This is a genomic window from Allomuricauda sp. CAU 1633 (assembly GCF_017313225.1).
Taxonomy (GTDB): domain Bacteria; phylum Bacteroidota; class Bacteroidia; order Flavobacteriales; family Flavobacteriaceae; genus Flagellimonas.
The window spans coordinates 929,401-955,944 of sequence record NZ_JAFLNE010000002.1 but is presented as its reverse complement, the minus strand read 5'-3'; the positions used below and the strand labels follow the sequence as shown (position 1 = coordinate 955,944).

At 41.5% G+C, this 26,544-nt stretch carries 28 protein-coding genes and 1 riboswitch; of the genes, 14 read left to right on the top strand and 14 right to left on the bottom strand.

What is annotated here, in order from left to right; translation table 11 throughout:
- On the top strand, positions 1–777 hold the full coding sequence (locus J0X14_RS09115; RefSeq protein WP_207097438.1) for a carboxypeptidase-like regulatory domain-containing protein: 777 nt from the start codon (positions 1–3) through the stop codon (positions 775–777).
- A 98-nt stretch (positions 778–875) separates the two neighbouring features.
- On the top strand, positions 876–2,561 hold the full coding sequence (locus J0X14_RS09110) for an alpha-amylase family glycosyl hydrolase (protein WP_207097437.1): 1,686 nt from the start codon (positions 876–878) through the stop codon (positions 2,559–2,561).
- 3 nt (positions 2,562–2,564) lie between these two features.
- Here the strand turns inward: J0X14_RS09110 and J0X14_RS09105 are convergent, their stop codons facing one another.
- From J0X14_RS09105 to J0X14_RS09095, 3 genes are read right to left on the bottom strand one after another with little or no spacing between them, the layout of a single operon-like run.
- On the bottom strand, positions 2,565–2,945 hold the full coding sequence (locus J0X14_RS09105; protein ID WP_207097436.1) for a VOC family protein: 381 nt from the start codon (positions 2,943–2,945) through the stop codon (positions 2,565–2,567).
- Between the two features lie 3 nt (positions 2,946–2,948).
- On the bottom strand, positions 2,949–3,476 hold the full coding sequence (locus J0X14_RS09100) for an SRPBCC family protein (RefSeq protein WP_207097534.1): 528 nt from the start codon (positions 3,474–3,476) through the stop codon (positions 2,949–2,951).
- Positions 3,477–3,520: 44 nt separating this feature from the next.
- Positions 3,521–4,174, bottom strand: coding sequence for a TrmH family RNA methyltransferase (locus J0X14_RS09095; RefSeq protein ID WP_207097435.1), 654 nt, complete (start codon positions 4,172–4,174; stop codon positions 3,521–3,523).
- Positions 4,175–4,269: 95 nt separating this feature from the next.
- Between J0X14_RS09095 and J0X14_RS09090 the strand changes: the two genes are divergently transcribed.
- From J0X14_RS09090 to purB, 4 genes are read left to right on the top strand one after another with little or no spacing between them, the layout of a single operon-like run.
- Positions 4,270–4,884: a hypothetical protein gene (locus tag J0X14_RS09090; RefSeq protein ID WP_207097434.1), complete on the top strand. Its 615-nt coding sequence runs from the start codon at positions 4,270–4,272 to the stop codon at positions 4,882–4,884.
- Positions 4,885–4,918: 34 nt separating this feature from the next.
- Positions 4,919–5,614: an SIR2 family NAD-dependent protein deacylase gene (locus J0X14_RS09085; RefSeq protein WP_207097433.1), complete on the top strand. Its 696-nt coding sequence runs from the start codon at positions 4,919–4,921 to the stop codon at positions 5,612–5,614.
- Positions 5,611–6,183, top strand: coding sequence for a hypothetical protein (locus tag J0X14_RS09080; RefSeq protein WP_207097432.1), 573 nt, complete (start codon positions 5,611–5,613; stop codon positions 6,181–6,183). Before J0X14_RS09085 ends, J0X14_RS09080 begins: the two co-directional genes overlap by 4 nt.
- A gap of 48 nt (positions 6,184–6,231) precedes the next feature.
- Positions 6,232–7,575 (top strand): adenylosuccinate lyase, encoded by a 1,344-nt coding sequence (purB, locus tag J0X14_RS09075; protein ID WP_207097431.1) that lies wholly within the window; start codon positions 6,232–6,234, stop codon positions 7,573–7,575.
- Positions 7,576–7,754: 179 nt separating this feature from the next.
- On the opposite strand, the gene J0X14_RS09070 is transcribed toward purB, so the two are convergent.
- The 8 genes from J0X14_RS09070 to J0X14_RS09035 all read right to left on the bottom strand — a co-directional run bounded on the left by J0X14_RS09070 (position 7,755) and on the right by J0X14_RS09035 (position 13,330).
- On the bottom strand, positions 7,755–8,327 hold the full coding sequence (locus J0X14_RS09070; RefSeq protein WP_207097430.1) for a DUF4411 family protein: 573 nt from the start codon (positions 8,325–8,327) through the stop codon (positions 7,755–7,757).
- Positions 8,324–9,478 (bottom strand): ImmA/IrrE family metallo-endopeptidase, encoded by a 1,155-nt coding sequence (locus J0X14_RS09065; protein ID WP_242527965.1) that lies wholly within the window; start codon positions 9,476–9,478, stop codon positions 8,324–8,326. Before J0X14_RS09065 ends, J0X14_RS09070 begins: the two co-directional genes overlap by 4 nt.
- A 275-nt stretch (positions 9,479–9,753) precedes the next feature.
- Entirely contained in the window at positions 9,754–10,569 is an 816-nt protein-coding gene (locus tag J0X14_RS09060) for a mechanosensitive ion channel family protein (RefSeq protein ID WP_207097429.1), read from the bottom strand.
- A gap of 117 nt (positions 10,570–10,686) precedes the next feature.
- The gene (locus J0X14_RS09055) at positions 10,687–11,226 is read right to left on the bottom strand and encodes a DUF4252 domain-containing protein (protein WP_207097428.1); all 540 of its coding nucleotides are present in this window, start codon (positions 11,224–11,226) and stop codon (positions 10,687–10,689) included.
- A 100-nt stretch (positions 11,227–11,326) separates the two neighbouring features.
- Positions 11,327–11,857, bottom strand: a complete 531-nt coding sequence (locus J0X14_RS09050; RefSeq protein ID WP_207097427.1) for a DUF4252 domain-containing protein — start codon at positions 11,855–11,857, stop codon at positions 11,327–11,329.
- 3 nt (positions 11,858–11,860) lie between these two features.
- Positions 11,861–12,403, bottom strand: coding sequence for a DUF4252 domain-containing protein (locus tag J0X14_RS09045; protein WP_207097426.1), 543 nt, complete (start codon positions 12,401–12,403; stop codon positions 11,861–11,863).
- 11 nt (positions 12,404–12,414) lie between these two features.
- Positions 12,415–12,834 (bottom strand): hypothetical protein, encoded by a 420-nt coding sequence (locus tag J0X14_RS09040; protein WP_207097425.1) that lies wholly within the window; start codon positions 12,832–12,834, stop codon positions 12,415–12,417.
- Entirely contained in the window at positions 12,821–13,330 is a 510-nt protein-coding gene (locus tag J0X14_RS09035; protein WP_207097424.1) for an RNA polymerase sigma factor, read from the bottom strand. The genes J0X14_RS09040 and J0X14_RS09035 overlap by 14 nt, the downstream gene beginning before the upstream one ends.
- A 210-nt stretch (positions 13,331–13,540) precedes the next feature.
- On the opposite strand from J0X14_RS09035, the gene J0X14_RS09030 reads away from it, so the two are divergent.
- The gene (locus J0X14_RS09030; protein ID WP_207097423.1) at positions 13,541–15,034 is read left to right on the top strand and encodes a S41 family peptidase; all 1,494 of its coding nucleotides are present in this window, start codon (positions 13,541–13,543) and stop codon (positions 15,032–15,034) included.
- 28 nt (positions 15,035–15,062) lie between these two features.
- On the opposite strand, the gene J0X14_RS09025 is transcribed toward J0X14_RS09030, so the two are convergent.
- Complete coding sequence (locus J0X14_RS09025) at positions 15,063–16,925, bottom strand: TonB-dependent receptor plug domain-containing protein (protein ID WP_207097422.1); 1,863 nt, start codon at positions 16,923–16,925, stop codon at positions 15,063–15,065.
- Between the two features lie 68 nt (positions 16,926–16,993).
- A riboswitch (cobalamin riboswitch) is annotated at positions 16,994–17,226 on the bottom strand.
- 55 nt (positions 17,227–17,281) lie between these two features.
- On the opposite strand from J0X14_RS09025, the gene J0X14_RS09020 reads away from it, so the two are divergent.
- The 6 genes from J0X14_RS09020 to J0X14_RS08995 are packed head-to-tail and all read left to right on the top strand — an operon-like array spanning position 17,282 to position 22,547.
- Positions 17,282–18,439, top strand: a complete 1,158-nt coding sequence (locus J0X14_RS09020) for an ABC transporter substrate-binding protein (RefSeq protein WP_207097421.1) — start codon at positions 17,282–17,284, stop codon at positions 18,437–18,439.
- Complete coding sequence (locus tag J0X14_RS09015; protein ID WP_207097420.1) at positions 18,440–19,471, top strand: iron ABC transporter permease; 1,032 nt, start codon at positions 18,440–18,442, stop codon at positions 19,469–19,471.
- Entirely contained in the window at positions 19,471–20,250 is a 780-nt protein-coding gene (locus J0X14_RS09010; protein ID WP_207097419.1) for an ABC transporter ATP-binding protein, read from the top strand. The genes J0X14_RS09015 and J0X14_RS09010 overlap by 1 nt, the downstream gene beginning before the upstream one ends.
- A gap of 60 nt (positions 20,251–20,310) precedes the next feature.
- Positions 20,311–21,633 (top strand): DNA recombination protein RmuC, encoded by a 1,323-nt coding sequence (gene rmuC, locus J0X14_RS09005; RefSeq protein WP_207097418.1) that lies wholly within the window; start codon positions 20,311–20,313, stop codon positions 21,631–21,633.
- Between the two features lie 3 nt (positions 21,634–21,636).
- Positions 21,637–22,005, top strand: coding sequence for a 6-phosphogluconate dehydrogenase (locus J0X14_RS09000; protein ID WP_207097417.1), 369 nt, complete (start codon positions 21,637–21,639; stop codon positions 22,003–22,005).
- Positions 22,002–22,547 (top strand): acyl-CoA thioesterase, encoded by a 546-nt coding sequence (locus tag J0X14_RS08995; protein WP_207097416.1) that lies wholly within the window; start codon positions 22,002–22,004, stop codon positions 22,545–22,547. Before J0X14_RS09000 ends, J0X14_RS08995 begins: the two co-directional genes overlap by 4 nt.
- On the opposite strand, the gene pgl is transcribed toward J0X14_RS08995, so the two are convergent.
- Together pgl and zwf are read right to left on the bottom strand one after the other, a co-directional pair.
- Positions 22,528–23,253 (bottom strand): 6-phosphogluconolactonase, encoded by a 726-nt coding sequence (pgl, locus tag J0X14_RS08990; protein WP_207097415.1) that lies wholly within the window; start codon positions 23,251–23,253, stop codon positions 22,528–22,530. The genes J0X14_RS08995 and pgl overlap by 20 nt on opposite strands.
- 114 nt (positions 23,254–23,367) lie before the next feature.
- On the bottom strand, positions 23,368–24,897 hold the full coding sequence (gene zwf / locus J0X14_RS08985; protein WP_207097414.1) for a glucose-6-phosphate dehydrogenase: 1,530 nt from the start codon (positions 24,895–24,897) through the stop codon (positions 23,368–23,370).
- A 163-nt stretch (positions 24,898–25,060) separates the two neighbouring features.
- On the opposite strand from zwf, the gene gndA reads away from it, so the two are divergent.
- Positions 25,061–26,470, top strand: a complete 1,410-nt coding sequence (gene gndA / locus J0X14_RS08980; protein WP_207097413.1) for an NADP-dependent phosphogluconate dehydrogenase — start codon at positions 25,061–25,063, stop codon at positions 26,468–26,470.
- The last annotated feature ends 74 nt before the right edge of the window (positions 26,471–26,544 follow it).

Here is a 26,544-nt window from a genome sequence, read left to right as displayed (position 1 = left end):
ATGAGAAGAATACTACTTACACTTTTTGCCATTATCCCTTTGCTAGGCTTGGCCCAAAACGAGGATGAAAGTCCAGTTCTGGAAGAACTAACGGTTACCGTGGTCAATGCACAGAGTGATTTTCCTTTGGAAAGTGTGCACGTCATCAACCTGAGCCAGGTAATTGGGACTATCACCGACCAAAATGGGAAATTTACCATTGAGGCTGCCGTAAATGACACCCTTTACCTCAGTTATTTGGGATTCAAATCACAAAAAGTGCGGGTCACCAATGATATGTTCAAGATCAAGGATACCAAAATTGCTTTGACCGAACTGGCCTACGCATTGGAAGAAGTGATTGTAACTCCGTACCAACTTACCGGATATTTGGAAATCGATGTAAAGAATCTTCCCGTGAACAACGCCTATCAGTATAGTATTTCGGGATTGAATACAAGCTATGAAGCTGGCAACAAAAGCCCCAGTGCGGTAACCAAAGTGTTGGGAGCCATCTTGAATCCGGCCGACCTCTTGCGGAACCTGTTTGGCAAAAAACCCAGACAATTGCGAAAATTGCAGCAAATGAAAGCAGATGATGAAATCAGAAACCTGCTCGCTTCCAAATTTGACCGTGAAGTTCTTACCGAATTGTTGCAGTTGGAAAAAGTGGATATTGAAGACATTCTCAATAATTGCAATTATTCCAAGTCATTTATCAATACAGCCAATGACCTCCAGATTTTGGATGCCATCTCAAGCTGTTACGAAGAGTATAAAGTGCTAAACAGAAAGTAAATCCCTTAACTATTTTCCCATTTTGGGCCAATGTCCTGCGGCTAAATAAATTTTAGAATTCCGTATTCATTTTATAGCTTTAGACAAAATCCCAAAACATGAAAAAGCTACTTGTTGTCATGTCTATACTCTCCCTTTTTCTAGGCTGTAAAGAGGTTGCAAAAAAACAGCAAACCGTTGAACAGGTAGTTGAGCAGGAAACTCCTAAAAAAGAGGTCCCCTTTGTTTGGGAAGGCGCCAACATCTATTTTCTCTTAACGGATCGTTTCAATAACGGAAATCCCGATAACGACATTAATTTTGAAAGAATCGAGGAAACTGCTGTTTTAAGGGGGTTTGAAGGGGGGGATATTGCTGGGGTCACCCAAAAAATTGAAGAAGGCTATTTTACCGATTTGGGCATAAATGCCATATGGCTCACTCCTCTTGTAGAGCAAGTACATGGGGCCACCAATGAGGGAACAGGCAACACTTACGGATACCATGGCTATTGGACCAAGGATTGGACGGCCCTTGATCCTAATTTTGGAACGAGAAAGGACTTGGAGAACTTGGTGAAATCCGCACACGCGAAAGGCATACGAATTCTTTTGGATGTGGTTCTGAACCATACAGGGCCCGTTACAGATAAAGACCCCGTTTGGCCCGAGGATTGGGTACGGACAGGGCCTGCATGCGAGTTCACCACCTACGAAAATACTACCGCCTGTACTTTGGTGGAAAACTTGCCCGACATTCTTACGGAATCCAATGAGCCTGTGGAACTTCCAGATGCCTTGCTGGCCAAATGGAAGGATGAGGGGCGTTTGAGCAAGGAATTGGACGAGCTGCAACTCTTCTTTGAACGTACCGGCTATCCAAGGGCGCCCCGCTATTACATCATTAAATGGCTAACGGATTACATCAACGATTATGGCGTGGATGGATTTCGGGTGGATACCGTAAAGCATGTCAATGAAAATGCATGGGAAGACCTTCACAAGGAAGCTACCTATGCTTTTGAAATGTGGAAGAAAAAGCATCCAAACCAAATTATGGACAATAATCCATTTTACATGGTCGGGGAAGTCTACAATTATGGGATTTCAGGAGGGCGTAATTTTGATTTTGGCGATAAAAAAGTGGATTTCTTCAACTATGGATTTAAAAGCCTTATCAATTTTGAGTTGAAGACCGATGCTGATAAAAACTACGAAACCATCTTTAAAAAATATAGTGGTTTGCTCCATACCAAACTGAAGGACAAAAGTGTGCTTAACTATCTGACTTCGCATGATGATGGCACTCCTTATGACCCGGAACGGAAGAAAACCTATCGTGCTGCCAATGTCCTCTTACTAACGCCCGGGGCTTCACAAGTATATTATGGTGATGAAACTTCACGAAGCCTTATCATTGAAGGTACTCAAGGTGATGCCACCCTACGTTCCTTCATGAACTGGGAAGAACTGGATAGCCTTCCAGAAATCCAAAAAGCGCACAAACACTGGCAAAAATTGGGGCAATTCCGAAGAAACCACCCTGCTGTTGGGGCCGGAAAGCACAAACGCTTGGCCAAATCCCCTTACGTATTCTCAAGAACCTATGACAACGGAGATTATCGGGACAAAGTAGTGGTTGGGCTTGATTTACCAAAAGGTAAAAAGTCACTTTGGGTAAAGGGATTCTTTGGCGATGGCACCAAATTATACGACACCTATTCCGAAACTGAGGTAACCGTTGCCAATGGCAAAGTCATTCTGGAAAATGATTTTGATATTGCCCTTTTGGAATTGGTGGAATAATGTTTATTGTCTGGAATGCAAGGCAATCCTATTGCCCTCTGAATCTAAAAATACAGCCATATACCCTATATCCGGACTGATTTGGGTCTTGGCCTGAACAATTTTACCCCCATTCGGTTCTATGCGGTCAAGTTCGTTTTGAAGGTCGATACTATTAAAATAAATTAAAACCCCTTCACGTTCACTGGGGGTGTACCAATCCTTATTTTGAATCAATGACCCTGAAGCTCCAGGTTTCCCATGGTCCGCAGGGAACCATCCCATTTTTGTGCCACCCAAATCGTGTAACTGAATTTCAACCCGAAATACAGCATCATAAAACTTTTTCGCACGATCTATATCCACCACAGGAATCTCGAACCAACCTACCAAATTGAACTCCATAACCTATTGATTTTCTAAAATATTTTTTAAACTGGCCAGGCCTTCTTCAAAATCCTTTCCAACGGCTTTGTCCATGTTCATGAACAACATCATAATCGTCATGGGAAACTTGTTTTTTCCTGAGAAACCCCAAGTTACCTTGGTAGTGTTTGCATCCACTTCTTCGGTAGTGATATAGGCATCTGAAGTGGATTTCCAAGGCTTCAAAAATCGGAGTTCGGATTCAATGCGTTCGCCATCCACAATTTTTGTGATTTCCTGTTCCCCTTCGCCTACTTCTTTGTTTCCGTTCCAATAGTTCATGGAACCTACCTCGCCATCCGTTCCCGTAAACTTTTGTTCCATATTGGGGTCACGTTTGCCCCAAGGCGACCATTCGCCCTGCTTTTTAAGAGACTTCAAATAGGCAAAAACCTCAGATTTGGGTTTAGCGATGGTTGTAGTGCGGGAAACATTGTAGGTCTTGGGGGCTATGGCGGCCAAAATGATTATCAGCAGCACTAGGCCTACTAAAATGTAAAGAACTGTCATCATGAGTTTAAAAGATTGGTTATCAGCTAAAAATACAAAAAAGTTTAATCGGACAAATACCTGTTGATAATCCCTTCCACATCCTTTATCGACTTTTTGGTCCAGTCCAATCGCTTTTCTAATAGTTCGATGTCCGACAACGGCCAATCCAAGGAAGAATCCCTTACTTTTTTGGCTAGTTCTTGAATGATGATGGCCGCAGACACCGAAACGTTCAAACTTTCCGAAAAGCCCGCCATAGGAATCTTTAGGAACCCATCGGCCCGCTGCATGACTTCCTCACTCAAGCCTTCTTTTTCAGTTCCAAAAAAGAGGGCTGTTTTGGTTTTGGGGTAAAAATCAGGTAACAATTGTGAATTGTCATGGGGTGTGGTGGCAATGATTTGGTAGCCGTCACTTTTTAGTTTATCGAGACACTCAGACGTAGTCTGATAGCGGTACACATCCACCCACTGCTCTGCTCCCATCGCTATGTTTTTGTCCAACCGTTTACCAAAACGGTTTTCCACTGCATGTACATCTTGAACCCCAAACACATCACAACTTCGGATAATGGCACTGGTATTGTGCATTTGGTACACATCCTCTAGGGCTACGGTGAGCCATCTGGTCCGGTTTTGCAGTACGTCCAAAAAACGCTGCTTTCGCTCTTCAGTGAGATAAGTTTCCAAATAAGTGAGCAGAGCATCGTTGAACATTGAAACAAGATAGGGAAAATCAGAGTTTGTGGTACTCGATATTGGATTTGAAGAGATAAGAGCGTATTTTACCGCAAAAAACCTAATTGCTGCTTATGATTCAAAGATATCTCCTCTGTTTATTTTTAATTTTTGCAGTTATTGGATGTTCAAAATCACAAAACGATCTGCGATTTGAACAAAAAGTGTTTTATGAAGTAGTGCCAAAAATTATTGATCTTCAATTTGGAGATTTGAGTGGAAAGTATATGATTCCAAAAATACTAGAGGACAGTACTTCTGTTTGGGTAGAAGAAACCTCCGTTAATACCATACTTGGAATCAGGGACTCCGTATATGAATTTAATTCATCTTTCTATGAAAAATATGTAAATCAGCATTTTTCAAACATGAATTTGACATTTGATGCAACCAGTATTGGGAAGAAATTTAGGCTGGATATTACAAAACTTGAAAAAAAAGAGGACTATGACTATAAATATCTAAGTGAAGTTCCGGGACCACAAAAGCGCTATGAAAGAAGTAAAGACTTTTACTTGTTAGGATTAATGGGTTTTTCCAGAATTCAATTCGATGACCAAAAAAAGTTTGGAATATTAGATTTTACTGCAAATTGTGGTCAACAATGTGGTGTTACAGCCTTAGTATATATAAAAAACAACAATGAAATATGGGAAATCGATGAAATTGAGCCTGTAATATATGAATGAAATATAGGAAATAGTCAAATTTATTTTGCATAAAATGCCCAAACCAAAAATAGTCGTACTTACCGGAGCCGGCATGAGTGCCGAGAGTGGTCTCAAAACTTTTCGGGATGCCGATGGACTTTGGGAAGGCCATGATGTTATGGAAGTGGCTTCGCCCCAAGGTTTTGCCAAAAATCCAGAACTCGTCTTGGAATTCTACAACCAACGCAGGCGGCAATTATTGGAAGTCAATCCCAATGCAGGACATTTGGCGCTTGCCACCCTGGAGCAACACTTTGAGGTAAGCATCGTTACCCAAAATGTGGACAATCTCCATGAACAAGCGGGTAGTTCACATGTGGTGCACCTGCATGGCGAATTGTTCAAAGTGCGTAGCACTTGGGATGAAACCCATATCCTGGATTGGACCTCGGATTTGGTCCTGGGTGATTTGGATGAAAATGGGCATCAACTACGTCCGCATATCGTTTGGTTCGGGGAAATGGTTCCCTTGTTGGAAACGGCGGCGCAAATCACCCAAGAGGCTGAAATTTTAATCATAATAGGCACTTCCATGCAAGTGTATCCTGCGGCTAGTCTAATCCATTATGCACAAAAAGAAACACCCATCTATTTTATAGATCCCAGGCCCACTATCCGCTCATCCGATTTTGACAAGCTCACGGTCATTGCAGAAACAGCGGCAGAAGGTGTTCCCAAGCTGGTAGAGCAATTGGTACCAAAATCATGACGGAACAACAACTCCATACCGCTTTGCATTCCGGAAGGCTTTCCAAAGCTGATGTAAACCATTTGGTAGACGAATTGATACTTCAGCCCAAATTGGTGGGTGCCCTTTTGAAAGAAATTTTGGTGGAGGAACAGGAAGGCACTTTCAATGCCAGTTGGACGTTTCGGCATCTTGTTGAAAAGAAATTGGACTATCTGTTGCCCTTTTTTGACAATTTTACTGAAATGTTGGGCCATTTGAAATCAGAAGCCACTATTCGGGCCATGGCCTGTGTCTGTGAAATGGTGTGTGCGGCTTATTTTAAAAAGAAAGACCCGGCTTTCCAAAAGAATGTCACTGACGAACAGTTGGAAAAAATCATGACGGCCTGCTTTGATTGGCTTATCAGCGAAATGAACATGGCTCCAAAAGTCTTTTCCATGACTTCTCTCTACTATTTGGGGCTAAAATTCGACTGGGTCCATCCCGAATTGCGCCAAGTTCTGGAAGACACTTATGGCTCTGGCACCACAGGTTATAAAAACCGGGCCAAAAAAACCCTGGACAAGTTGGCCCAAATAGGCCATTAAACTCTTTCAGTTTGAGTATCTTTGCAACTTTCAAAATTGTTCGCAAAAATGTCCCTAACACAACTCAACGCCATTTCACCCATTGATGGCCGATATAGAAACAAGACCAAAAGCCTAAAGAATTATTTTTCCGAAGAGGCGCTTATCAAGTACCGTGTTCAGGTTGAAATTGAGTATTTCATCGCGCTTTGTGAAATTCCACTGCCGCAATTGGCCGATTTTGATGCGAAGAAATTTCCAGCGCTGCAAAACATCCACAAGAATTTTTCTTCGGAAGATGCGCAGGCCATCAAGGATATTGAAAAGGTCACCAACCATGATGTAAAGGCCGTTGAGTACTTCATTAAGCAGCAATTTGATGCGTTGGGTTTAGAAAAACACAAGGAGTTCATCCATTTTGGACTGACTTCTCAGGACATCAACAACACCGCCATTCCACTTTCCATCAAAGAGGCAATGAATGAAGTGTACGTTCCATCGTATTTTGAGGTGTTTGAAAAATTAAAGGAACTGGCGGCGGCATGGGAAAATATTCCCATGTTGGCACGCACCCATGGGCAACCGGCCTCTCCTACCCGTTTGGGCAAGGAAATTGAGGTGTTTGTGGAGCGTTTCAAAGAGCAGTTCAATCTATTGAATGACATTCCCAGTGCGGCCAAATTTGGGGGTGCCACGGGAAATTACAACGCCCACAAAGTGGCCTATCCCAAAACGGACTGGAAAGCGTTTGGAAAGCAATTTGTGCAAGAAAAACTGGGCTTGCACCACTCTTTCCCTACCACCCAAATTGAGCATTACGACCACATGGCGGCACTTTTTGATGGATTAAAACGCATCAATACCATCCTTATAGATTTGGACCGAGACATCTGGACTTATATTTCCATGGATTATTTTAAACAGAAAATCAAAAAAGGGGAAGTAGGTTCCTCGGCCATGCCGCACAAGGTAAACCCCATAGATTTTGAGAATTCTGAAGGGAATTTAGGACTAGCCAATGCTATTTTTGAGCATTTGTCTGCAAAATTGCCCATCTCCAGATTGCAACGGGATTTGACCGACAGCACCGTATTGCGAAATGTGGGCGTGCCTTTTGCACATACCTTGGTTGGATTCCAATCGACTTTAAAAGGGTTGAGCAAATTGGTATTGAACCAAGACAAGTTCGAACAGGATTTGGAGGATAATTGGGCCGTGGTAGCGGAGGCCATCCAGACCATTTTGCGTCGCGAGGGCTATCCCAATCCCTACGAAGCCCTAAAGGGCTTGACTCGAACCAATGCGAAAATCACCCAAAAATCCATAGCAGATTTTATTGAGACACTAGAGGTTTCGGAAGCCATTAAAACGGAATTGAAACAAATCACCCCAGCTAATTATACGGGGGTTTAGGTCATAGTTCTAAAAAAGTGAATTGAATTTGGATTTCACTTATCGGTCTTGTATATGAAAAGTAGAGGATTATACTCACTAACTTTTAGGTTGATAACTGACCTTTATTTTATTATTTATCTTTCGTTTAAGCACCAAAACCGCTATTTTTTATATACGTTGTTGGCTGCTGCTTTATTTTATTCAAACGAGAAATTAATATCAGAATACAATTCCAATAATTCAGGCAATGTTTTTACCTCAATACTCAAAATCTTACAAATCGCTGGTAGCTTTTTGAAAGCTTTTAAGTCATTACTACCTTCCGTTTCCTCTGTTACAAGGATTATTTTTTCAAATGAATTTTTACTAATTTGAGTTAGTAAGTAGATAATCATTCTTGCGTCTGCAGAATTTAGAAATTCCTTTTTTTGCTGTTCGAATTGGGCACTATTTAAACGTTTTGCGTTTGTTGTTATAAAAGTATTATCTACAAGGTTGTAGAATTTTTTTGGTGAAGGTGGAATTAGATTTTCAGTTTTCACTGGAATTTTATGTGCCTTTAAAAAATCTTTATCGATTAAGAAATCTAATTTCTTTACAACCAGCTTGCCAGAAACTAATTTACATTCGTTTAGTACTTCGTCAATAACAACTATATTATGACTTTGTATTTCTTTTTTTATAAAATTAAAAAGCTTGTTGTTTTGGTCGAATGGTAAGTAATAACGAACCAAGGACAATAACGAACTTGTGTCTATTACTACTATCATTGAATGAATTTGTCCAATTTTTCAGGCTTAATATTCAGTTTTTTACAAACGTCATATTCATTTATAATGCCTTCGTAAAATGCAGCTTGAATGGTAGAGATAAACAAAGGTGAAGAGATTGGTTGAGCAACTGAACCTCTTATCTTTATTCCTTTCTCTTTTTGTAATTCCTTTTCTCGCTCTTTTTCTTCTTGGTGTTTTTTGAACTGCTCCTCAAAGTCGTTTCTAACTTTATTATAGTTAGATTGACTTATTTGATTTTCAAACAATAACCTTGTAAATAATGCTATTTGGCTTAAATGAGTGTTTTCAGAAACCGTTTTTATTAAATCAAAATGATAATCATTTGACGAATTGGCAGGTTCAATATTTTTGAGCATTTTTCCAAATTCTCCAACCAAAAAATGATATGCAAAATCGTTACACCACCTTTCTATATTAGATAAATGTTTGTCAGCAATTACATTATAATCAAGTAGTTCAATTTCTTCTTTATCGAGTAAAAAGTGACCTAATTCGTGTGCTAAAGTGAAAAATTCTCTTCTGAAAGATTGATGTCTTTTTAAAACAATGACGTTTGGTTTAAGAAAAAAACCATCGATATTGGCTTTTTCTTTACGGTTATGAGTTTCTACGAACTCAAAAACTAAAATATTGCTTTCTGCAAACTTTGAAATAAGGGCTTTTAGAAAATCTCTACGTTTAGATGTGAAATCAGGATAAAGAATTTGTCTAAATTCGTTTGCTACTTTTTTCGGATTATCTTGAATACTAAATTTTGGAATTTTTCTTTTGGTATCCAATTCTGCTAATTTAGAAATAGCTGCTATGGATATTTTCAATTCCTCAAATTGACTAACTATTTTTTTTGCTCTAAAATTTAAGTCAGTTCCAAAACTTTCTTTCCTAAAAAACACACTTGCCTCTTTAGAGTTTTCGGGTGCCTTTGGGTCTAAATAGTAATGAATTCCCTTTTCGAAAAGCTTGTCTATTCTTTTTAAATGTCCAATTTCTATTCTTTCTGAAAAAACATCTTTTTCAGTAATGGGCTTTTTCAACCCTTCACTGATTTTCGATAAAAAGTCAGATACTGAGAGTTGATACATTTTCAGTAAATGCTTTAATCGAGATATGTTATGTTCTACTTTCAAGAATTATTTTTATTTCAGAGGTCAAATGTAAAAATTTAGTTTTTTGTTCAGCTTGCAGCCAACGTTATAAGATATGAATCGTTTCAATACTTCGGCTGCGCTCAGTACAAAGTGATTTATATAGACCGATAAGTGAAGGTAGCGTTTTTTGCCTATAAAATCCAGCTGAAATGGATGTATGGCATCTTTGGATCAACGAATACGATTGATTACATCGAATTAAAAAATAACCCCAGCGAATTATACTGGGGTATAGATTTCTTTTTGTTCAATAACTATGCATCTTTATGAATTTCCACGGAATGTGGGTAAGGAATCTCAATTCCGGTAGCGTCCAGGGCCAATTTGCAATTTTCATAGGTAGAAAAATACACGTCCCAATAATCTTGGGGTTGGCAAAAGGGACGCACTGCAAAATTCACGGAGCTGTCCGCCAATTCCATCACATTTACAGAGGGTGCGGGGTCTTGCAACACTTTGGGGTTATCGGTTAGCACTTTCAATAAAACCTCCTTGGTTTTTTTGATGTCTTCTCCATAACCCACCCCAATAACGGTATCCACCCGCATTTTCCCTTCGGCGGAATAGTTAATGATATTTCCGTTAGCCATGGCCCCATTGGGCACAATGGCAAGCTTGTTTTGGGGCGTGACCAATTTGGTGGTAAAAATTTCAATTCCCTTTACCACACCCAGCACCCCTTGGGCTTCAATTAGATCGCCAATGCGATACGGTTTAAAAATCATGAGCAATACCCCACCCGCAAAGTTGGAAAGGGAACCTTGCAAGGCCAGACCTACGGCAAGACCAGCAGCAGCGATTACGGCGGCAAAGGTGGTGACATCCACACCGAGCCTAGAGATTACAACAATGATCAGGAATACTTTTAAGGCCCAGGAAAAAAGGTTTAACAAGAATTTCTGCAAGGATTCATCGTACTTGCTTTTGGACATTACCTTTCGAGTGCCCCGTACTATCCTTGTGATGATCCACATCCCCACAAGGTAGATAAGGATGGCTGTTATGAGTTTTGGGCCAAATTCCTTGGCTAGGTCTAAACCGTAGTTCATCCATTCTTCTGCTTTTTCCATGATGCTGGTGATTTGATTTGTTAGTGTTCTTATAATGAGACACTAAGATAAAAATAAGGTCACAAAAAAAGGGCAACACTTGTTGCCCTTTTTATCGTTTATTGATTGATGTATTTTTTATCCTTTCAAGAAATCACCTATGTCACCTAATCCTTCTCCTTTATAATCTGATTTTTGAATGGCCTGCATAAGTTGCACAATATGGGCTGGGTTCATGTCCTTGCCCAAAACCCGTACTAAAGCAAAGCCTTTTTCATCGCTATCGCCATAAATAATGACTTCATCTATGGCATCTTCATCGCCCAAATACTTGATCACGCCTTTACCATATTTGGAATTGATTTTCATCAGTTCCACAAAGTCATCGCCTTTTAGGATTTCTCGCACCTTCTTTTTCTCTGCTTCAAACTCCAATGCATTATCAGAATCCTTCTTAAAGGCCAATAGGTTAAACTTTCGTAACGATTCCACCGCTTCTTTTTGGGTAGGGTTCAAATCCACAGCATCCATTTTAAGGATACTTGCCGGAAGGTCAATGGAAATAAAATTCGGATTCTCCGAATTATCCACATAGTATTCCTGAAGGCTTTGTTGCGAGGAACAGGAAGCCAAAAGCAGGACTCCCATTGCCAAAACGCTTTTAAAAATATATTTCATCTGTTTCTTTTTTTGATTGATTTTTAATACGCTACGTTAATAAGTCCTCGGATACTGCATTTTGTTACAAAATCCCAAGTCTTTCCCCCGGCTATCTCACTTAGTTCTCCTGAATTTTATTCAAGCCTTTGTGAAGCTTCATCTTATTGGTCAATGTTCCCACTTTAGTTAAGTCTATGTTACCTGTCATAGTCAACAAAACAGTTTCAAAATGATGGTCCTTAACCTCATCGACTCCTGTCACAAACATTAACAATTCCTCGACATGGTCTTCATCCTTCCCTTGTTTGATGTAAAACTTCACTTGGGTATCCCCATCTTTTACCTTCATCAGCTCCTCCAATCTGGACGACAGCACATACTGTGACATGGTTGCCGCCATATCAGCAGCAGCTCCTTTATCTTCAGATAAGAAAATCTTGATATTGTTGATGTTCTTTGCCATCTGGATGAATTCTTTGGTCTCTGGATCATCATCATGTTCCATCATTGTTGCCAGAATATCCAACATTCCCCGATTTATGGTCACCGAACCTATTCTATCAGAATCTTCAAACTTGTCGAAAATGGATTGTGAGGTTCCCAAAAAAGGAGCACAAGTCAAAAGCATTAAAATCACTAGTCTTTTCATAGCTTAATTTCCTTTTTTTCCTGCTTTGTTCAACTCTTCAGGAAGGTTCATTTTCTTGGTCAATGAATTGATTTTGTTCAAATCGATGTCACCGGTTAGGGACAACAGAACGGTCTCTATTTTTCTTCCATCAGCTTCAATTTCATTGATATCGGTGACCAACATCAAGAGTTCGCTTACGTGGTCATCATCCCTTCCTTGCTTAATGTAAAACTTTGCATTGGCATCCTTATCCTTTACACGCATAAGCTCTTCCATACGTGAAGACTTCAAATAACTATCTACAGAAGACTTCATATCCGAGCCAATTTTCTCATTATCGGTGGTGAACACCTTCAAGCTTTGTAGACTACTGGCAATGTCCATGAAATCCCTGGCTTCAGGGTCGTTCACTTCCACATCAATTTTAGCCAATAGATTGAACATACTCTTGTTCACCACTACGGATGTAACATCGTCCATATCCTCAAACCTGTCGAACAAGGACTGTGAAAATCCAGATAAGGGCAGAACGGCGATCAAAACGATTAAAATATTTCTTTTCATTTTTTTACGATTTAATTGTTGTTGTAAATTTTTTGTTTTGCTTCTTCAAACTCCTTCAAATACGCTACTTTTTCTGTACCTCTGTTAAAGTTCTCCGCGAGGAGCTCAAAGGCTTTCATAGTTTCTTCGTAAGCGTATTCTGCTTTCTTTTTTTCTTGGTATTGATTACCAAAATAGATGCCAAAGGTTAACACTACTGCCGCTGCAACGGAAATCCATTTGTAATAGTTTACGCTAGGTTTTAATGGAACCTGCTTGGTATAGCGTTCTTCCTTGGCTATGGAAAAGTAGGTGAACATGGGCTTATATTGCTCAAGATGTGTGGCCACGTTCTCTTGAGAGAAATACGCCCGGAGCTGTTCCTCTTCAGCCACCGTTGTGCTGGCCTCAAAGTACTTTTCCAATAATTTTTCTATGTTATCCAATTCCATAGCTATGTTTTTTTATCAATTCTTCTCTTACTGTTTTTCGTGCTCTGGACAAGGTTACCCGCACTGCGGTGGGTTTCATGTCCAATAAATCACATATCTCATCAAATTCGTATTGCTCCACATCGCGCAGTTGCAATACCATTTTCTGCTGTTCCGGCAATTCTTCCATGATGCGTTCCATCCAACCTATACTGTCCTCCGCCTCCAATTGATGTTGTAATGAGGTGCTTTCGTCGCTATAATTGCTGTGCACCAGTTTCAGGTTACCGGCTTGTTTGGATTTTAATCGGTCCAAACAAAAGTTCTTGGTCATCGTCATGGCAAAGGCTTCTACATTTTTATAGGTTCCCATCACCTCGTTTTTTGACCATAGTTTCAGCAAAATTTCCTGGGTGGCGTCCTCCGCTTCCTCCCTCGAAACCAACAGGCGCTTTGCCAGTCGGTAGAGTTTGTCTTTAAAGGGCATTACCACATTTAAAAATTCAGCTTGTTTCATTGGTTGTTTTCGTTGTTTCAGGTCATATTTATCGACCTACACTATCACGACGACACATATCGAAATTTGTTACAAAAAATTTGTAATCTGCCATTATGTACCTATTTTGTAGCACAAATTCGTAAGAATTTTTAAAATCGCCGCCTAACTTACCAACCTCTTTGATGTATAAATGGAATGAAAATTGAGGTATTCCGTAAAAACTTTGCTATGAAAAAATATGTTCTTCTGTTTTTGGGGCTGTCTTTGCTCGTATCAGCATGTAACAATGACGACAACCAGATTAAAAATGGGGAGACCCCTCAGCTGTTGGCCGGCTCTGATGCCATCACACAACATTTTATGTGGCAGGCCCTGAACCTCTGGTATTTTTGGCAAGGTGATGTTGATGTACTGTCCGATACTCGATTTTCTTCGGATGCCGAATACACCGAATTTTTAGAGCAAACTCCTGACCCAGCTGATTTTTACTACGATGTGCTTCTTTTCAACGAAGACCGCTTCAGTTTTTTAAATGATGATTACAGCGAACTGGTCAACAATCTATCGGGCGTATCCCGAAGCAATGGATTGGAATTCAATTTAGTGCAGTTTTCCGAAGGTGATGGCGTTTTTGGCTATGTACTCTACATTGTTCCTGATTCTGATGCTTCAACCAAAAATATTCAAAGAGGGGATGTTTTTACCCGTGTGGATGGCCAACCGCTTACCGTTGATAACTACATTAGTCTATTATATGGAAGTAATACCACCTACACCTTGGGCATGGCGGATGTTGTGGGCAACCAAATTGTGGACAACGATACCGAAGTTACTTTGACCAAAATCGAGAACCAAGTTGAGGATCCCATTTTGGTGGCAGAAACCCTTGATGTTAACGGTACTAAAGTGGCCTATTTAATGTACAACCGGTTCTTAAGCAACTTTAATGAACAGCTCAATGCTGCCTTTGGCGAATTTGTAGCCGAGGGAGCCACCGAACTCGTTTTAGATATGCGCTACAACCCCGGTGGTTCGGTAAATACCTCCCGTCTTTTGGCCAGTATGGTCTATGGCACCAATACGAGCGACCTATATATTAGACAGCGATGGAATGCCAAAGTCCAGGAACAGCTAAGCGATGACCAACTGGAGGACTATTTTGCCAATTCCACGGGTGCCAGTGCCATCAACTCACTTAATTTAAGCAGGGTTTTTGTTATCGCCACCAACGACTCAGCCTCTGCCAGTGAGTTGGTCATGAACGGTCTGGCTCCTTATGTTGAGGTCATTCACATAGGCGAAACTACTAGGGGAAAAAATGAGTTCTCCATAACCTTGGTAGATGACCCTGGAAACGGTTTTGTGTACAGTAGTAGTCGTGAGAACAATATCAATTCCGATAATAGTTGGGGGTTACAACCCTTGGTAGGGCGTAACGAAAACGCAGATGGTTTTTATGATTACACCGACGGTCTTTCCCCAGATATTATTTTACTGGAAGATATTGCCAACCTCGGCGTGTTGGGCGATTCCAACGAGCCCTTATTGGCTCGAGCCATTGAAGAAATTACGGGGATTTCCAGCAAAAAAAGCTTTGCAACACAAATGCCCGCCAAATCCTTTGCCAGTTCAAGGCTCCTCACCCCAACGAGGGACAATATGTATTTGGACAAACCCTTGGATATTGATTTTACCCAAATCAATAATCTTATCATCGAATAAAAAAGGCGGCCAATGGCCGCCTTTTTCTTTAAAGATTCAGGTTCATCCCAATCCGAAAGTTCCGTCCCCGGGTCGTAAACCCAATGATTTCGGTATAATCTTCATTCAACAGATTGTCTGCACTTAGAAACAAGCTCAGTTTATGGTCAATAAGCTCATGTCCAATATAGAGGTTGACCAAGGAAAAGGATTCCAAAGCCACATCAGTAAAGGTGCTGAAATCGGTATCAAACCGTTCGCCGGTATAGGCATAATTCAACGTTATATTGGTGGTTTCACAAAGCTGATAACCTAAATTTAAATTGGCCTTGTGTTTTGGAATACGAATGGCGTTATCTCCCTTTCGTTCCGTAAAGGTGTAATTGGCATCCAAAGTCAATGCATCAAATGCCTGCCATGATGCTTCTACCTCTACACCATTGGCATTAATTTCATCGGAAAGGTTGATGCTCATAAAATTTTGGTCGAACCCAATCGTGTTCTTTTCATTTCGGTCAAAATACAAGGCGCTAACTCTAAACTTTTTGTTGATGGCGTATTCAATCCCTCCTTCCAAGGTTCTATTCTCTTCAGGTTCCAAATCTGGATTGCCTCCAAAAGCCCCAAACAACTGTGTCAAGTTTGGTGTGATATAGGACGTAGCATACGAGCCTAAAAGTTTCACATATCCTTCCGGGGTCGAAAAAACATAGGAAGGATTCACATTGTACACAAAATGATTTCCATATTCTGAATGGGTATTCAACCGTCCGCCCACATTCAAGTTCAATCCAAAATCAGAAACATAAACCACATTGGCATACGGGTCAAAAATGGTAAATTCGGCCTCATCCGAAAAAACCGTCTCATCCTTGCTGTAGTTCACCCCTAAAATGGTATGCCATTGGTCATCGAAAACATATTTGTTGTACAGGTCTAGCACAATATTGTCTCCTTCGGTGGTACTTTCGCCAAACGTATCCTTGGAATTGGTTTCGTATTCGGTGTAGGCGGCATTCAATTGAATGGAACCCTTGCCATAGCCAAAAGAGGATGACACCCCTACCCTTTTTTGGTTGCTTTTACCCAAATTTGGAGCATCAACTGAGGAAGCATCATATTCATTACTATACTTGGTCTGATTTCCATATACAGATACTTCTAAATCCTTGGAGAATTGATACCCCAATCGTGCATTGGTGCTGAAATGGGAGAAAATATCCTCCTCATTTTCGGGAGTCACCGATGCAGAGAGTCCACTTCTGTAACGATTAGCAAAATCAACAGCATAGCTGAATTTGTCCAAAGTACCGTTAATAGAAACCGAATTGGCAAAACTTCCCAGATTGTAATTTTGGTCTTCTGCGGTTTGACTGGTACCTACACTGGTTTGGAAATTGCCGGCAATGGGCTTTTTGACACTCTTTTTCGTGGTGATATTGATGACCGCCGTAGCCGCGTTGGTTCCATAAAGCGTGCTGGCCGCCCCCTTGATAATTTCAATGGATGCGATGGTCGATGGCGACAACAACCGCAAATCATACTCTGGTGAAAAACTGGATGGGTTCGAAACCCGAACTCCGTCAATCAACACCAAAACCTGTTTTCCGCGACCGCCTCGGGCAAAAACACCCAGAACATCGCCATCACGACCTCGACTTCCGGCGATTTCAACACCGCTTTTAGTATTGATAATTTCAGCCACAGTTCGGCCTTGGTTCCGTTCTAATTCATTGGCAGTAATTTTAATCACCGTTTTTCCTGAATTTTCACGTTTCAATTCAAACTTGGAATCACTCACCACCACTTCTTGTAATTCTTGCAGTGGAATGGAATCTTTCTGTTGTTCCTGTGCAGAAAGTCCGTTGCCTGCCAAAATCGCGGCAGATACCCATAAATAACTTTTTTTCATTTCGTTTACGAGAATAAACGGGAGAATAGTATGATACCCATACGTAAACTTTTATCCCGAAAGTTTAACATTGTTTGTTTGAATTTGGCAGGTCTCCTGACTTGCGTCTTGCCAACGACCTTCCCGCCTTACAGCAGTGGTTTTGAAGTTGTGGCAAGCACCTCCTACGTACTGATGCTCAAAAACATCAGTGCCGATTCGGCACAGCTTACAGTTGCGGGAACAGTTCCGGATTTGCACCGGATTCCCTTTTAATCATGTAAAACCAAGTCTTACATGAACCAAAATTCGGCACGAATGTAATCAATCTGTTTAATCTTTTCTTGCAAAAGTTAAATAATCTTACTTTTGGGGCTATGGTTAAAAATCAGTTGCGAAATCTCCTCTTGAGCGGGTTTATTTTGGTTTTCCTTATCAGTTGTTGGGAGAAAAAAAAGTCAATTCCCGTTGAACAAAATGGCCCCGAATCCGGGATTAAATATGCCACTGGGTTTTCCATCCAAAAGAACCCCGACTTTACTGAAATTGAAGTTACTTCGGCTTGGCCGGGAGCAGAAAAAAGTTTTACCTATGCCCTGGTTCCAAGAGAAAAGCTGGCGGTAATGACATTTCCAAGGGATGCCTATGATGCCATCATTGCCACCCCTGTCCAGCGCATGGTAGTCACCTCCACCACCCATATTCCTTCATTGGAAGCATTAGGTGTTTTGCATACCGTGGGCGGATTTCCAAATACAAACCTCATTTCATCAAAAGAAGCTCGGAAATTGGTGGATGATGGTAATATAAAGGAACTGGGCACCAATGAAAACATCAATACCGAAATGGTGCTGGAACTCAATCCCGAGGTGGTAATGGGCTTTGGTATAAATGACACCAACAAGGCGTACAACACCGTTCAGCAGTCTGGAATTGCAGTGGTTTATAATGGGGATTGGGTAGAGCAGACTCCTTTGGGAAAAGCGGAGTGGATTAAGTTTTTTGCTCCTTTCTTTCAAAAAGAACAGGAAGCTGACCGTATTTTTTCGGAAATTGAAACGGGGTATACCGAAGCAAAAACAATGGCTCAAAAAGCAACAGAAAAACCTACTGTCCTCACAGGCGGACTCTATAAAGATGTTTGGTATGTGGCAGGAGGAAAAAGCTGGATGGCTCAATTTTTAGCTGATGCCAATGCCGATTACATCTGGAGTGAATCTGAAAATACAGGAAGTATCGGATTGAGTTTGGAAGCTGTGCTTGAAAAGGGGCAGCAGGCCGATTTTTGGTTCAATCCATCCTCCCATACTACGTATGAAGAGGTGAAACAGATCAATGCACATTATCAACAATTTAAGGCATTTACAGATAGAAAAATCTATTCCAATGCTATTGAAAAAGGTGCCAAAGGCGGCTTAATATTCTATGAACTCGCACCACAACGACCAGATTTGGTCCTCAAAGACCTCATCCACATTTTGCATCCCGATGTATTGCCCGATTACGAACCGTTTTTCTTTAAACCCCTCCGCTAAATGCACACACCAAAATCATATCGATTTTCTTTTGTGCTAATTTTTGTGGCTTTGTTGCTCGCATGGCTGTTGAACATAAGCTCGGGGTCCGTTGCCATCCCATTTGGCGCCACCCTATCCTCTTTGTTTGGCAGGCCTGTGGACATCGCTTCTTGGCAGTACATTATTTGGGAGTATCGTATTCCCAAAGCATTTACCGCAATTTTAGTGGGTGGTGGATTGTCTCTGAGCGGACTGCTGATGCAAACCTTATTCAGAAATCCACTGGCGGGGCCTTTTGTTTTGGGGATTAGTTCGGGGGCCAGTTTGGGGGCCGCGTTATTGCTAATGGGCACTTCACTCTTAACCGGATTGACTTCCATTGCTTTTTTAAGCGACATCTCGCTGGCCATTGCCGCTAGTGTGGGTAGTTTTTTGGTGCTATTGGTTGTAATGCTGGTCGCACAACGCATCAAGGATACCATGGCACTCCTTATTATAGGGTTGATGTTTGGCAGCATCACCTCGGCCTTGGTGAGTGTTTTGGCGTATTTTTCAAGTGCGGAAAGCCTACAACGCTTTATTTTCTGGTCGTTTGGAAGTGTGGGTGACCTCTCTTCCGAACAAGTTTTGCTTTTGGGGGGCATTGTTCTTTTGGGAACCTTGCTTTCCATTCTATCTATCAAGGCGTTAAATGCCTTTTTATTGGGTGAAAATTATGCGTTAAGTCTAGGGGTTTCCCTTAAAAAATCAAGATTGCTGATTATTATTGCAACAGGTTTGTTGGCAGGTGGAATCACCGCTTTTGCTGGCCCAATAGCTTTTGTGGGGTTGGCGGTGCCCCATCTCACCCGACAGATTTTTGACACGATGGAGCACCGTATCCTGATTCCAGCCGTATTTTTATATGGTGCCATTTTGATGTTGTTGTGTGACACCCTGGCACAATTGCCCAATACGGCCAACGTGCTTCCAATTAATGCGATTACTTCATTGGTAGGGGCTCCGGTGGTCATCTGGCTCTTGGTACGAAAACGAAAAATGATGTTCTAATGGCTGAACCGAAGAATTCCATAATCGAAGTGAAAGCATTGGCCGTTGGTTATGGTTCAAAAGTAGTGGCCAAAAACATCAACCTTAGTTTAGAACCCAGTGTACTCTGTGGAATTGTTGGTGTCAATGGCATAGGAAAATCCACTTTATTGCGAACCCTGGCCAACTTTCAACCAAAGCTGGGCGGAGAGATTGAAATTCAAAACAAATCCCTGGAAAAATATACCCCATCAGACCTTGCTCAAAAACTGAGTGTGGTTCTGACGGAACAACCTACATCCAAAAATTTGACGGTTCAAGAATTGATTACTTTGGGACGACAACCTTATACCAATTGGATTGGAACACTGACTTCTGCAGACAAAATGCATATTCAAAAAAGCATGGAAGCCTTTTTGTTGGAGGAACTTCGCAACACTAAATGCCATGAATTGAGTGATGGTCAATTACAGCGTGTGTTGATTGCCCGTGCCATGGCACAGGATACGCCCTTAATCTTATTGGATGAACCCACCACCCATTTGGACCTCTACCATAAGGTTCAGATTTTGAAATTGCTCCAACAACTGGCACATAAAAGTCAAAAAACCATCGTTTTCACCACCCACGAAATTGATTTGGCCATTCAGCTATGTGATAAAATCCTGATTTTGGACGGTGACACCAATCCCTTTGGCGACCCCTGTGAATTGATAGAACAAAAGCATTTTGAGCAATTGTTTCCTTCGGAAATGGTACAGTTTGATACCAAGACCGGTTCGTTTAAAGTGAATAAGTAAGTTCATTTTCCCTTCCTTCCATCGATTGGAATCCGTTATCTTTATCCTGTAGAAATCGTTATGAGTACCGAATTGATTTACCTTATTGTTGGAGTTTTGGCACTTGCCATAGGATTGTTTGTAGGCATCTATATTCAAAAATTAAAGACCAAATCCAACGAAACCGTTTGGAAAGAATTGGAAACCAAGTCCAAGGAACAAGAACTCACTTTAAAAAATGAATTGAAGGAATTTCAAGAAAAAAAATCCAATCTTGAAGTAGCATTGGCACGAGAAGAAGCCAAATCCAGCAATTTGGAAATAAAACTTTCCGAGCAAAAGGAGGAATTGGAAAAGTTACAGGAAAAATTCACCAAAGAATTTGAAAACCTGGCCAACAAAATCTTGGACGAAAAAAGCGAAAAGTTTACCAAGAGCAATAAAGAGAATATTGAAAATATTCTAAACCCGCTCAACAAAAAAATAAAGGAGTTCGAGGAAAAAGTTGTAAAATCCCAGCAAGAAAATTTTGGATTACACTCGTCTTTAAAGCAGCAACTGCTGGACTTGCGCAGTCAAAACCTCAAAATTACTCAAGAAGCCGAAAACCTGACCAAAGCCCTAAAAGGCGACAGTAAAATGCAAGGGAACTGGGGCGAAGTGATCCTCACAAGGATTTTAGAGAAATCCGGGTTGACAAAAGACCGGGAATATACCCTTCAGGACAGTTTTAAAGATGAGGAAGGTAAAAGGTATCAAACTGATGTTCTTATTCATTTGCCCGATGGAAAGAAAATGATTGTGGACAGTAAAGTTTCCATTGTTCATTTTGAACGATATGTTTCAGAAGAAGATGAAAAACAAAAAGAACTTTACCTGAAGCAACATATAGATTCCATTAAAAGACATGTGGAAGAACTCAGCAAAAAAAACTATCAGCTTTTGATAGAAGAAAGCCCCGATACAGTTTTTATGTTCATCCCCACAGAGCCCGCTTTTGCCATAGCATCAGCACACGAACCCAATCTGTACGAAGAAGCTTTTGTGAAGGACATCATTATTGTGACCCCTTCCACGCTGTTGGCGGCATTAAAGTTGGTCGACAATCTTTGGAAGAATGACAAACAAAAAAGGTTTGCCATAGAAATTGCCACTGAAGCAGGTAAACTATACGATTCATTCACCAATTTAACGGATGATTTGTTGAAGGTTGGCAATCAAATTGGAACAGTCCAAAATACCTATCAAAGTGCCATGAAAAAATTGACCGGTCGTGGAAATTTGATTAAAAAGGTAGAGAACCTGAAAATACTAGGGGCCAAAGCAAGCAAGAGTATTGATGAAAAACTATTGAAACGTGCCCTTGAGGATGATTCTGATGACAATCCAAAACTTGAACCATAACCCGTGAAAAAGATTCTATTTATTACCATTTCTGTCATTGTACTCGGAGTGGTGGGCTATTTTGCCTTTATCTACTACGTACCCTACAGTGAGGGGTATCGTTCAGGTGAGCTCATGAAATTTAGTCACAAGGGAGTTTTGGTCAAAACCTGGGAAGGTCAAATCAGTCAAGGGCTTTCTGGAACCAATGTGTTTTCCTTTTCTGTGGAGGATAAAGAGGAGGAAATCATTGAAAAGATGAAAGAATATCAAGGTCAATATATTAAAGTGACGTACAAAGAACGATACGCCACCTTTTTCTGGTTGGGCGATACCAAATATTTTATCACTGAAGTGCAGACCGAAAAATCCCCATTATTTAGAAACCAATGAAAAAATTTAAGTCGTCCAAAGAAAGTAGGGTTGCCATTACCGAACTGATGCTTCCCTCCCATTCCAATTTTGGGGGCAAAGTGCACGGTGGGCACATCCTCAATCTTATGGACCAAATTGCCTTTGCCTGTGCCTCCAAGCATTCACAGAGTTACTGCGTAACTGCATCCGTGAACCGGGTTGATTTTTTAAACCCCATTGATGTTGGAGAATTGGTTACGCTGAAAGCTTCCATCAACTATACCGGAAAAACCTCCATGGTGGTTGGCGTTCGCGTGGAATCTGAAAATGTAACCACGGGAGAAGTCAAACATTGCAATTCTTCATATTTCACCATGGTGTCCAAAGGAAAAGATGGTAAAAACAAAACAGTACCTGGATTGATCCTAAAAACCAAACAGGATATCCGCCGGTTTGCCCGAAGCAAGGAGCGGAAACAATCCGCCTTCCATCGTGACAGCAAATATGAATCCACCAACTTTAAGGTAAACGAGTTTTTGGAATTTTTGGAAGGTGAAAATGCTAAGATGGACTTGGATTAAGGTCTGCCGCCGCATCCTTATCTAAAAACCAAACCAAATTTCCAGATTTTGGGTCGACCAAAGTGGCCGGATAGACTTCCGAACCTTCGGTTTTTTCCACAACGGCCTTTACTTTTTCTGCCTTTGAGGCACCTGTAACCAAAAAAGCGACTTCTTTGGCCGAGTTGATGACCTTCCCGTTAATGGACACCCGCTTTTGACCAGATTCTGGATGGGTGGCTACCACACAGTGGTCTTCCGCATTCCATAAATCAATTTGGTGTGGGAAAATAGAGGCGGTATGCCCATCATCGCCCATGCCTAAAATGACCAAATCAAATTGGGGAACATCCTCAACCCTATCCAAATTGATTTCCAACAAGTTGGCATAGCGCATAGCTCCAGTTTCCGGGTCTTTTTCCCCTAAAACCCGATGAATATTCTCTTTGGGGACCTCAATTTTTGAAAAGAGGTGCCCCACTGTCATTTTGTAATTGCTTTCATCATCCGTTGGAGGTACACAACGCTCATCGCCCCAATAAAAATGGACTTTGCTCCAATCCACCTTATCTGAAAAATTCTCAGCCAACACATCAAATACAATTTTTGGAGTACTTCCTCCTGACAGCGCCACATGAAAAGTTTTACCAGTCCCTAGTTTATCCACCAAATAGGCGGAAAATTGCTCTGCGACTTCGTGTTTATCACTGTATACTTTTAATTCCATCTAAATCCAATTTCTTTTGTTCTCGACTCCGCTCGAACTGACATACACCACCCTAACTCCTAACTCCTAACTCCTAACTCCTAACTCCTAACTCCTAACTCCTAACTCCTAAAACTAACATATCACACAATAACCGGGATCATCGGCCAAGTTTTCCCCCGGATTCCGCCAAATACCATTGCCATCAATCAAATCATCCGCATTTTCAGGGCCCCAAACTCCTGCAGCATACCCATACATTCTCACATCCTTTCCATTTTTCCAATAGTTTAGGATGGGATCTACAAATTCCCAGGCAGCCTCCACCTCATCAGCTCGAGCATACAAAGTGGCATCACCCTGCATGGCATCTAATAAAAGTCGTTCATACGCTTCCATGACATAGGTCTCCGCCAAACTGGAATAGTAAAAGTCCATATTCGCTCGTTCCACTTTAAAGCCCTGGCCGGGTACTTTCACCCCAAATTTGATCAATATACCCTCATCAGGTTGAATTCGGATAACCAGTTTGTTGTCCCGATGCATTCCCGATTCTTGAAAGATTTGGTGATGGGGCTCCTTAAAATGAATCACGATTTCCGTGACCTTGGTAGGCATACGTTTGGCGGTACGGACATAAAACGGAATCCCGTGCCAACGCCAATTGTCCACATAAAACTTAATGGCCGCATAAGTCTCCGTGGTGGAATTGGGATCAACCCCATCCTCTTCGCGATAGCCCTTCACCTTCTTTCCGTTGATTTCCGAGGCTACGTATTGAGCTCGAATCGTATTGTCGTACAATGTCTTTTCATCTGTCATCACTCGAAGGGATTTCAAGGCTTTCACCTTTTCATTCCTAATTTCCTCCGCGTCATCCCCAATGGGAGGTTCCATCACCACCAAAGAAACAAGTTGCAACAAATGGTTCTGGAACATATCACGCAACGCGCCCGATTTGTCATAATACCCCCCTCGCTTTTCAACCCCAACGCTCTCGGCATTGGTGATTTCCACATGATGAATATAATTCCGGTTCCAAAGTGGTTCAAAAATGCTATTGGAAAACCGGGTCACCAACAAGTTCTGTACGGTTTCTTTTCCCAAATAATGGTCAATCCTGTATATCTGATGTTCCTCAAAAAACCGATGCAGTCCTTTGTTCAGGTTTTTGGCTGTCTCCAAACTATATCCAAAAGGTTTTTCCACGATCAAGCGTTTCCAACCATGGTTTTGGGTGTTCATTTCCGCATCGGCAAGGTTTTTGGCCACCGTTTCATACAAAGTTGGAGGCGTAGAAAGGTAATAGATGATGTTCCCAGAGGTATCGTGTTTCTCCTTCAGGTCCTCAATCCTTTTTCGTAAATCGCCATAATCCGTATCGTAGTCCTTGCCCAAATCCTCGTAGTAAAGCTTATCGGCAAAAGCTTTGGTTTTGGCTTCCCCCGCGTCCCTTACTTTATCCTTCAGGTAAGAGCTTTTATAAACTACCCTGTCCCTGAAATCGGCATCGGTTAAATTACTCCGGCTCGCCCCTAAAACCACAAAATTTTTGGGCAGGTGGTCCGCCAAATGAAGGTTAAAGAGTCCCGGAATCAATTTTCGGGCAGTTAAATCACCCGATGCTCCAAAAATTACGAGCATCTGGTTATCGGTCTTTTTCATAGCTGTAAGGTTTTTGCTGCTTGAATCTTTCAAATGGACACCTCGTTTTCAGATGAGACCATTATTATTTGAGCGTAACGAATATAAGGTTTATTTTAGGTTCGGATTTCAACAAATAGCTTACTTAGTGTTGTCTTAACGTAAGGGGCTAAAAACTAAGAACATGACAAAGAAGTATGATTTTGGGCTGGTTGGCCTTGGCGTAATGGGACGCAATTTTATTCTGAATGTGGCCGATAATGGCTTTACCGCATTTGGAAATGATTTGGATGATGAAAAAGTGAATGCCTTGATTTCTGAAGGTGGCAATACGGACAAGGTGAATGCCTCCACCGATATAAAAACCTTTGTGGATGCACTGGCCACGCCCCGAAAAATTATGCTATTGGTGCCCGCTGGAAAAGTGGTGGATATTGTCATTGAAAGTCTGCTGCCCCATTTGGATAAAGATGACATCATAATCGATGGCGGAAACTCCTTTTTTACGGATACGGACCGGCGTGAAGCCTATCTGAAAGAAAAAGGGATCAACTTTTTTGGTGCTGGGGTTTCCGGTGGGGCCAAAGGTGCCCGATTGGGGCCTAGCATTATGCCCGGGGGCTCTCGTGATGCTTATCAACATGTAAAACCCATTTTTGAAGCGGTTTCCGCCAAATACAAAGGGGAACCCTGCGTGGCCTATTTGGGTCCGAAATCAGCTGGGAACTATGTGAAGATGGTGCACAATGGGATTGAATATGGATTGATGCAACTCACTTCCGAAATCTATGACCTTTTGAAAAAAGCAGGTGGACTTTCCAACGAAGAACTCCACGAAACGTATTCAACTTGGAATGAAGGTCGATTGCAGTCTTTTCTGGTGGAAATCACTTCCGAAATTTTCGAGCAAAAAGATGATTTGGGAGATGGCCATCTCGTGGATAAAATACTGGACAAAGCCAAGCAAAAAGGGACGGGAAAATGGACCTCCCAAAATGCGATGGACCTGGGTATTCCCGTTCCTACCATCGATGTGGCAGTGAGCATGCGTGAAATCTCAGCCTTGAAGGACGAGCGTGTCAAAGCAGATGAACTGTATGATCGGCCCATTCCAGATGCGGTGGACAAAACGGATTTTATCAATAAGGCGGAGCAGGCACTGTATTTTGCCTTTATCATTACCTATGCGCAGGGCATGCACCAATTGGCCGATGCCTCAAAAGAGTACGGCTACGAGCTGGAACTGGGTGAAATTGCCAAAATCTGGCGTGCGGGCTGTATTATCCGAGCGGCTTTGTTGGCGGACATTACCGAGGCCTATCGGGCCAATGAAGATTTAGAGAACTTGTTGCTCTCCCCCTCTTTTGTGGAAAAAGTGCAGGAAACCGTGGCCGCAGCTCGCGAATTGGTTGCCTATGGAGCCACCAACGGTATTCCCTTGCCTGGACTTTCCAATGCCCTTACCTATTTTGATGCATATACTAGTAGTCGTTTGCCATTGAACCTGATTCAGGCACAGCGCGATTATTTTGGTTCACATACCTATGAACGTGTGGACAAAGAAGGGATTTTCCATACCGAGTGGGAGGAATAAAATAGATAATCAACTAAACTCAACATAATGAAAAAACTACTCAGCAACCTCATTCTTTTGGTCGCCTGTATCCC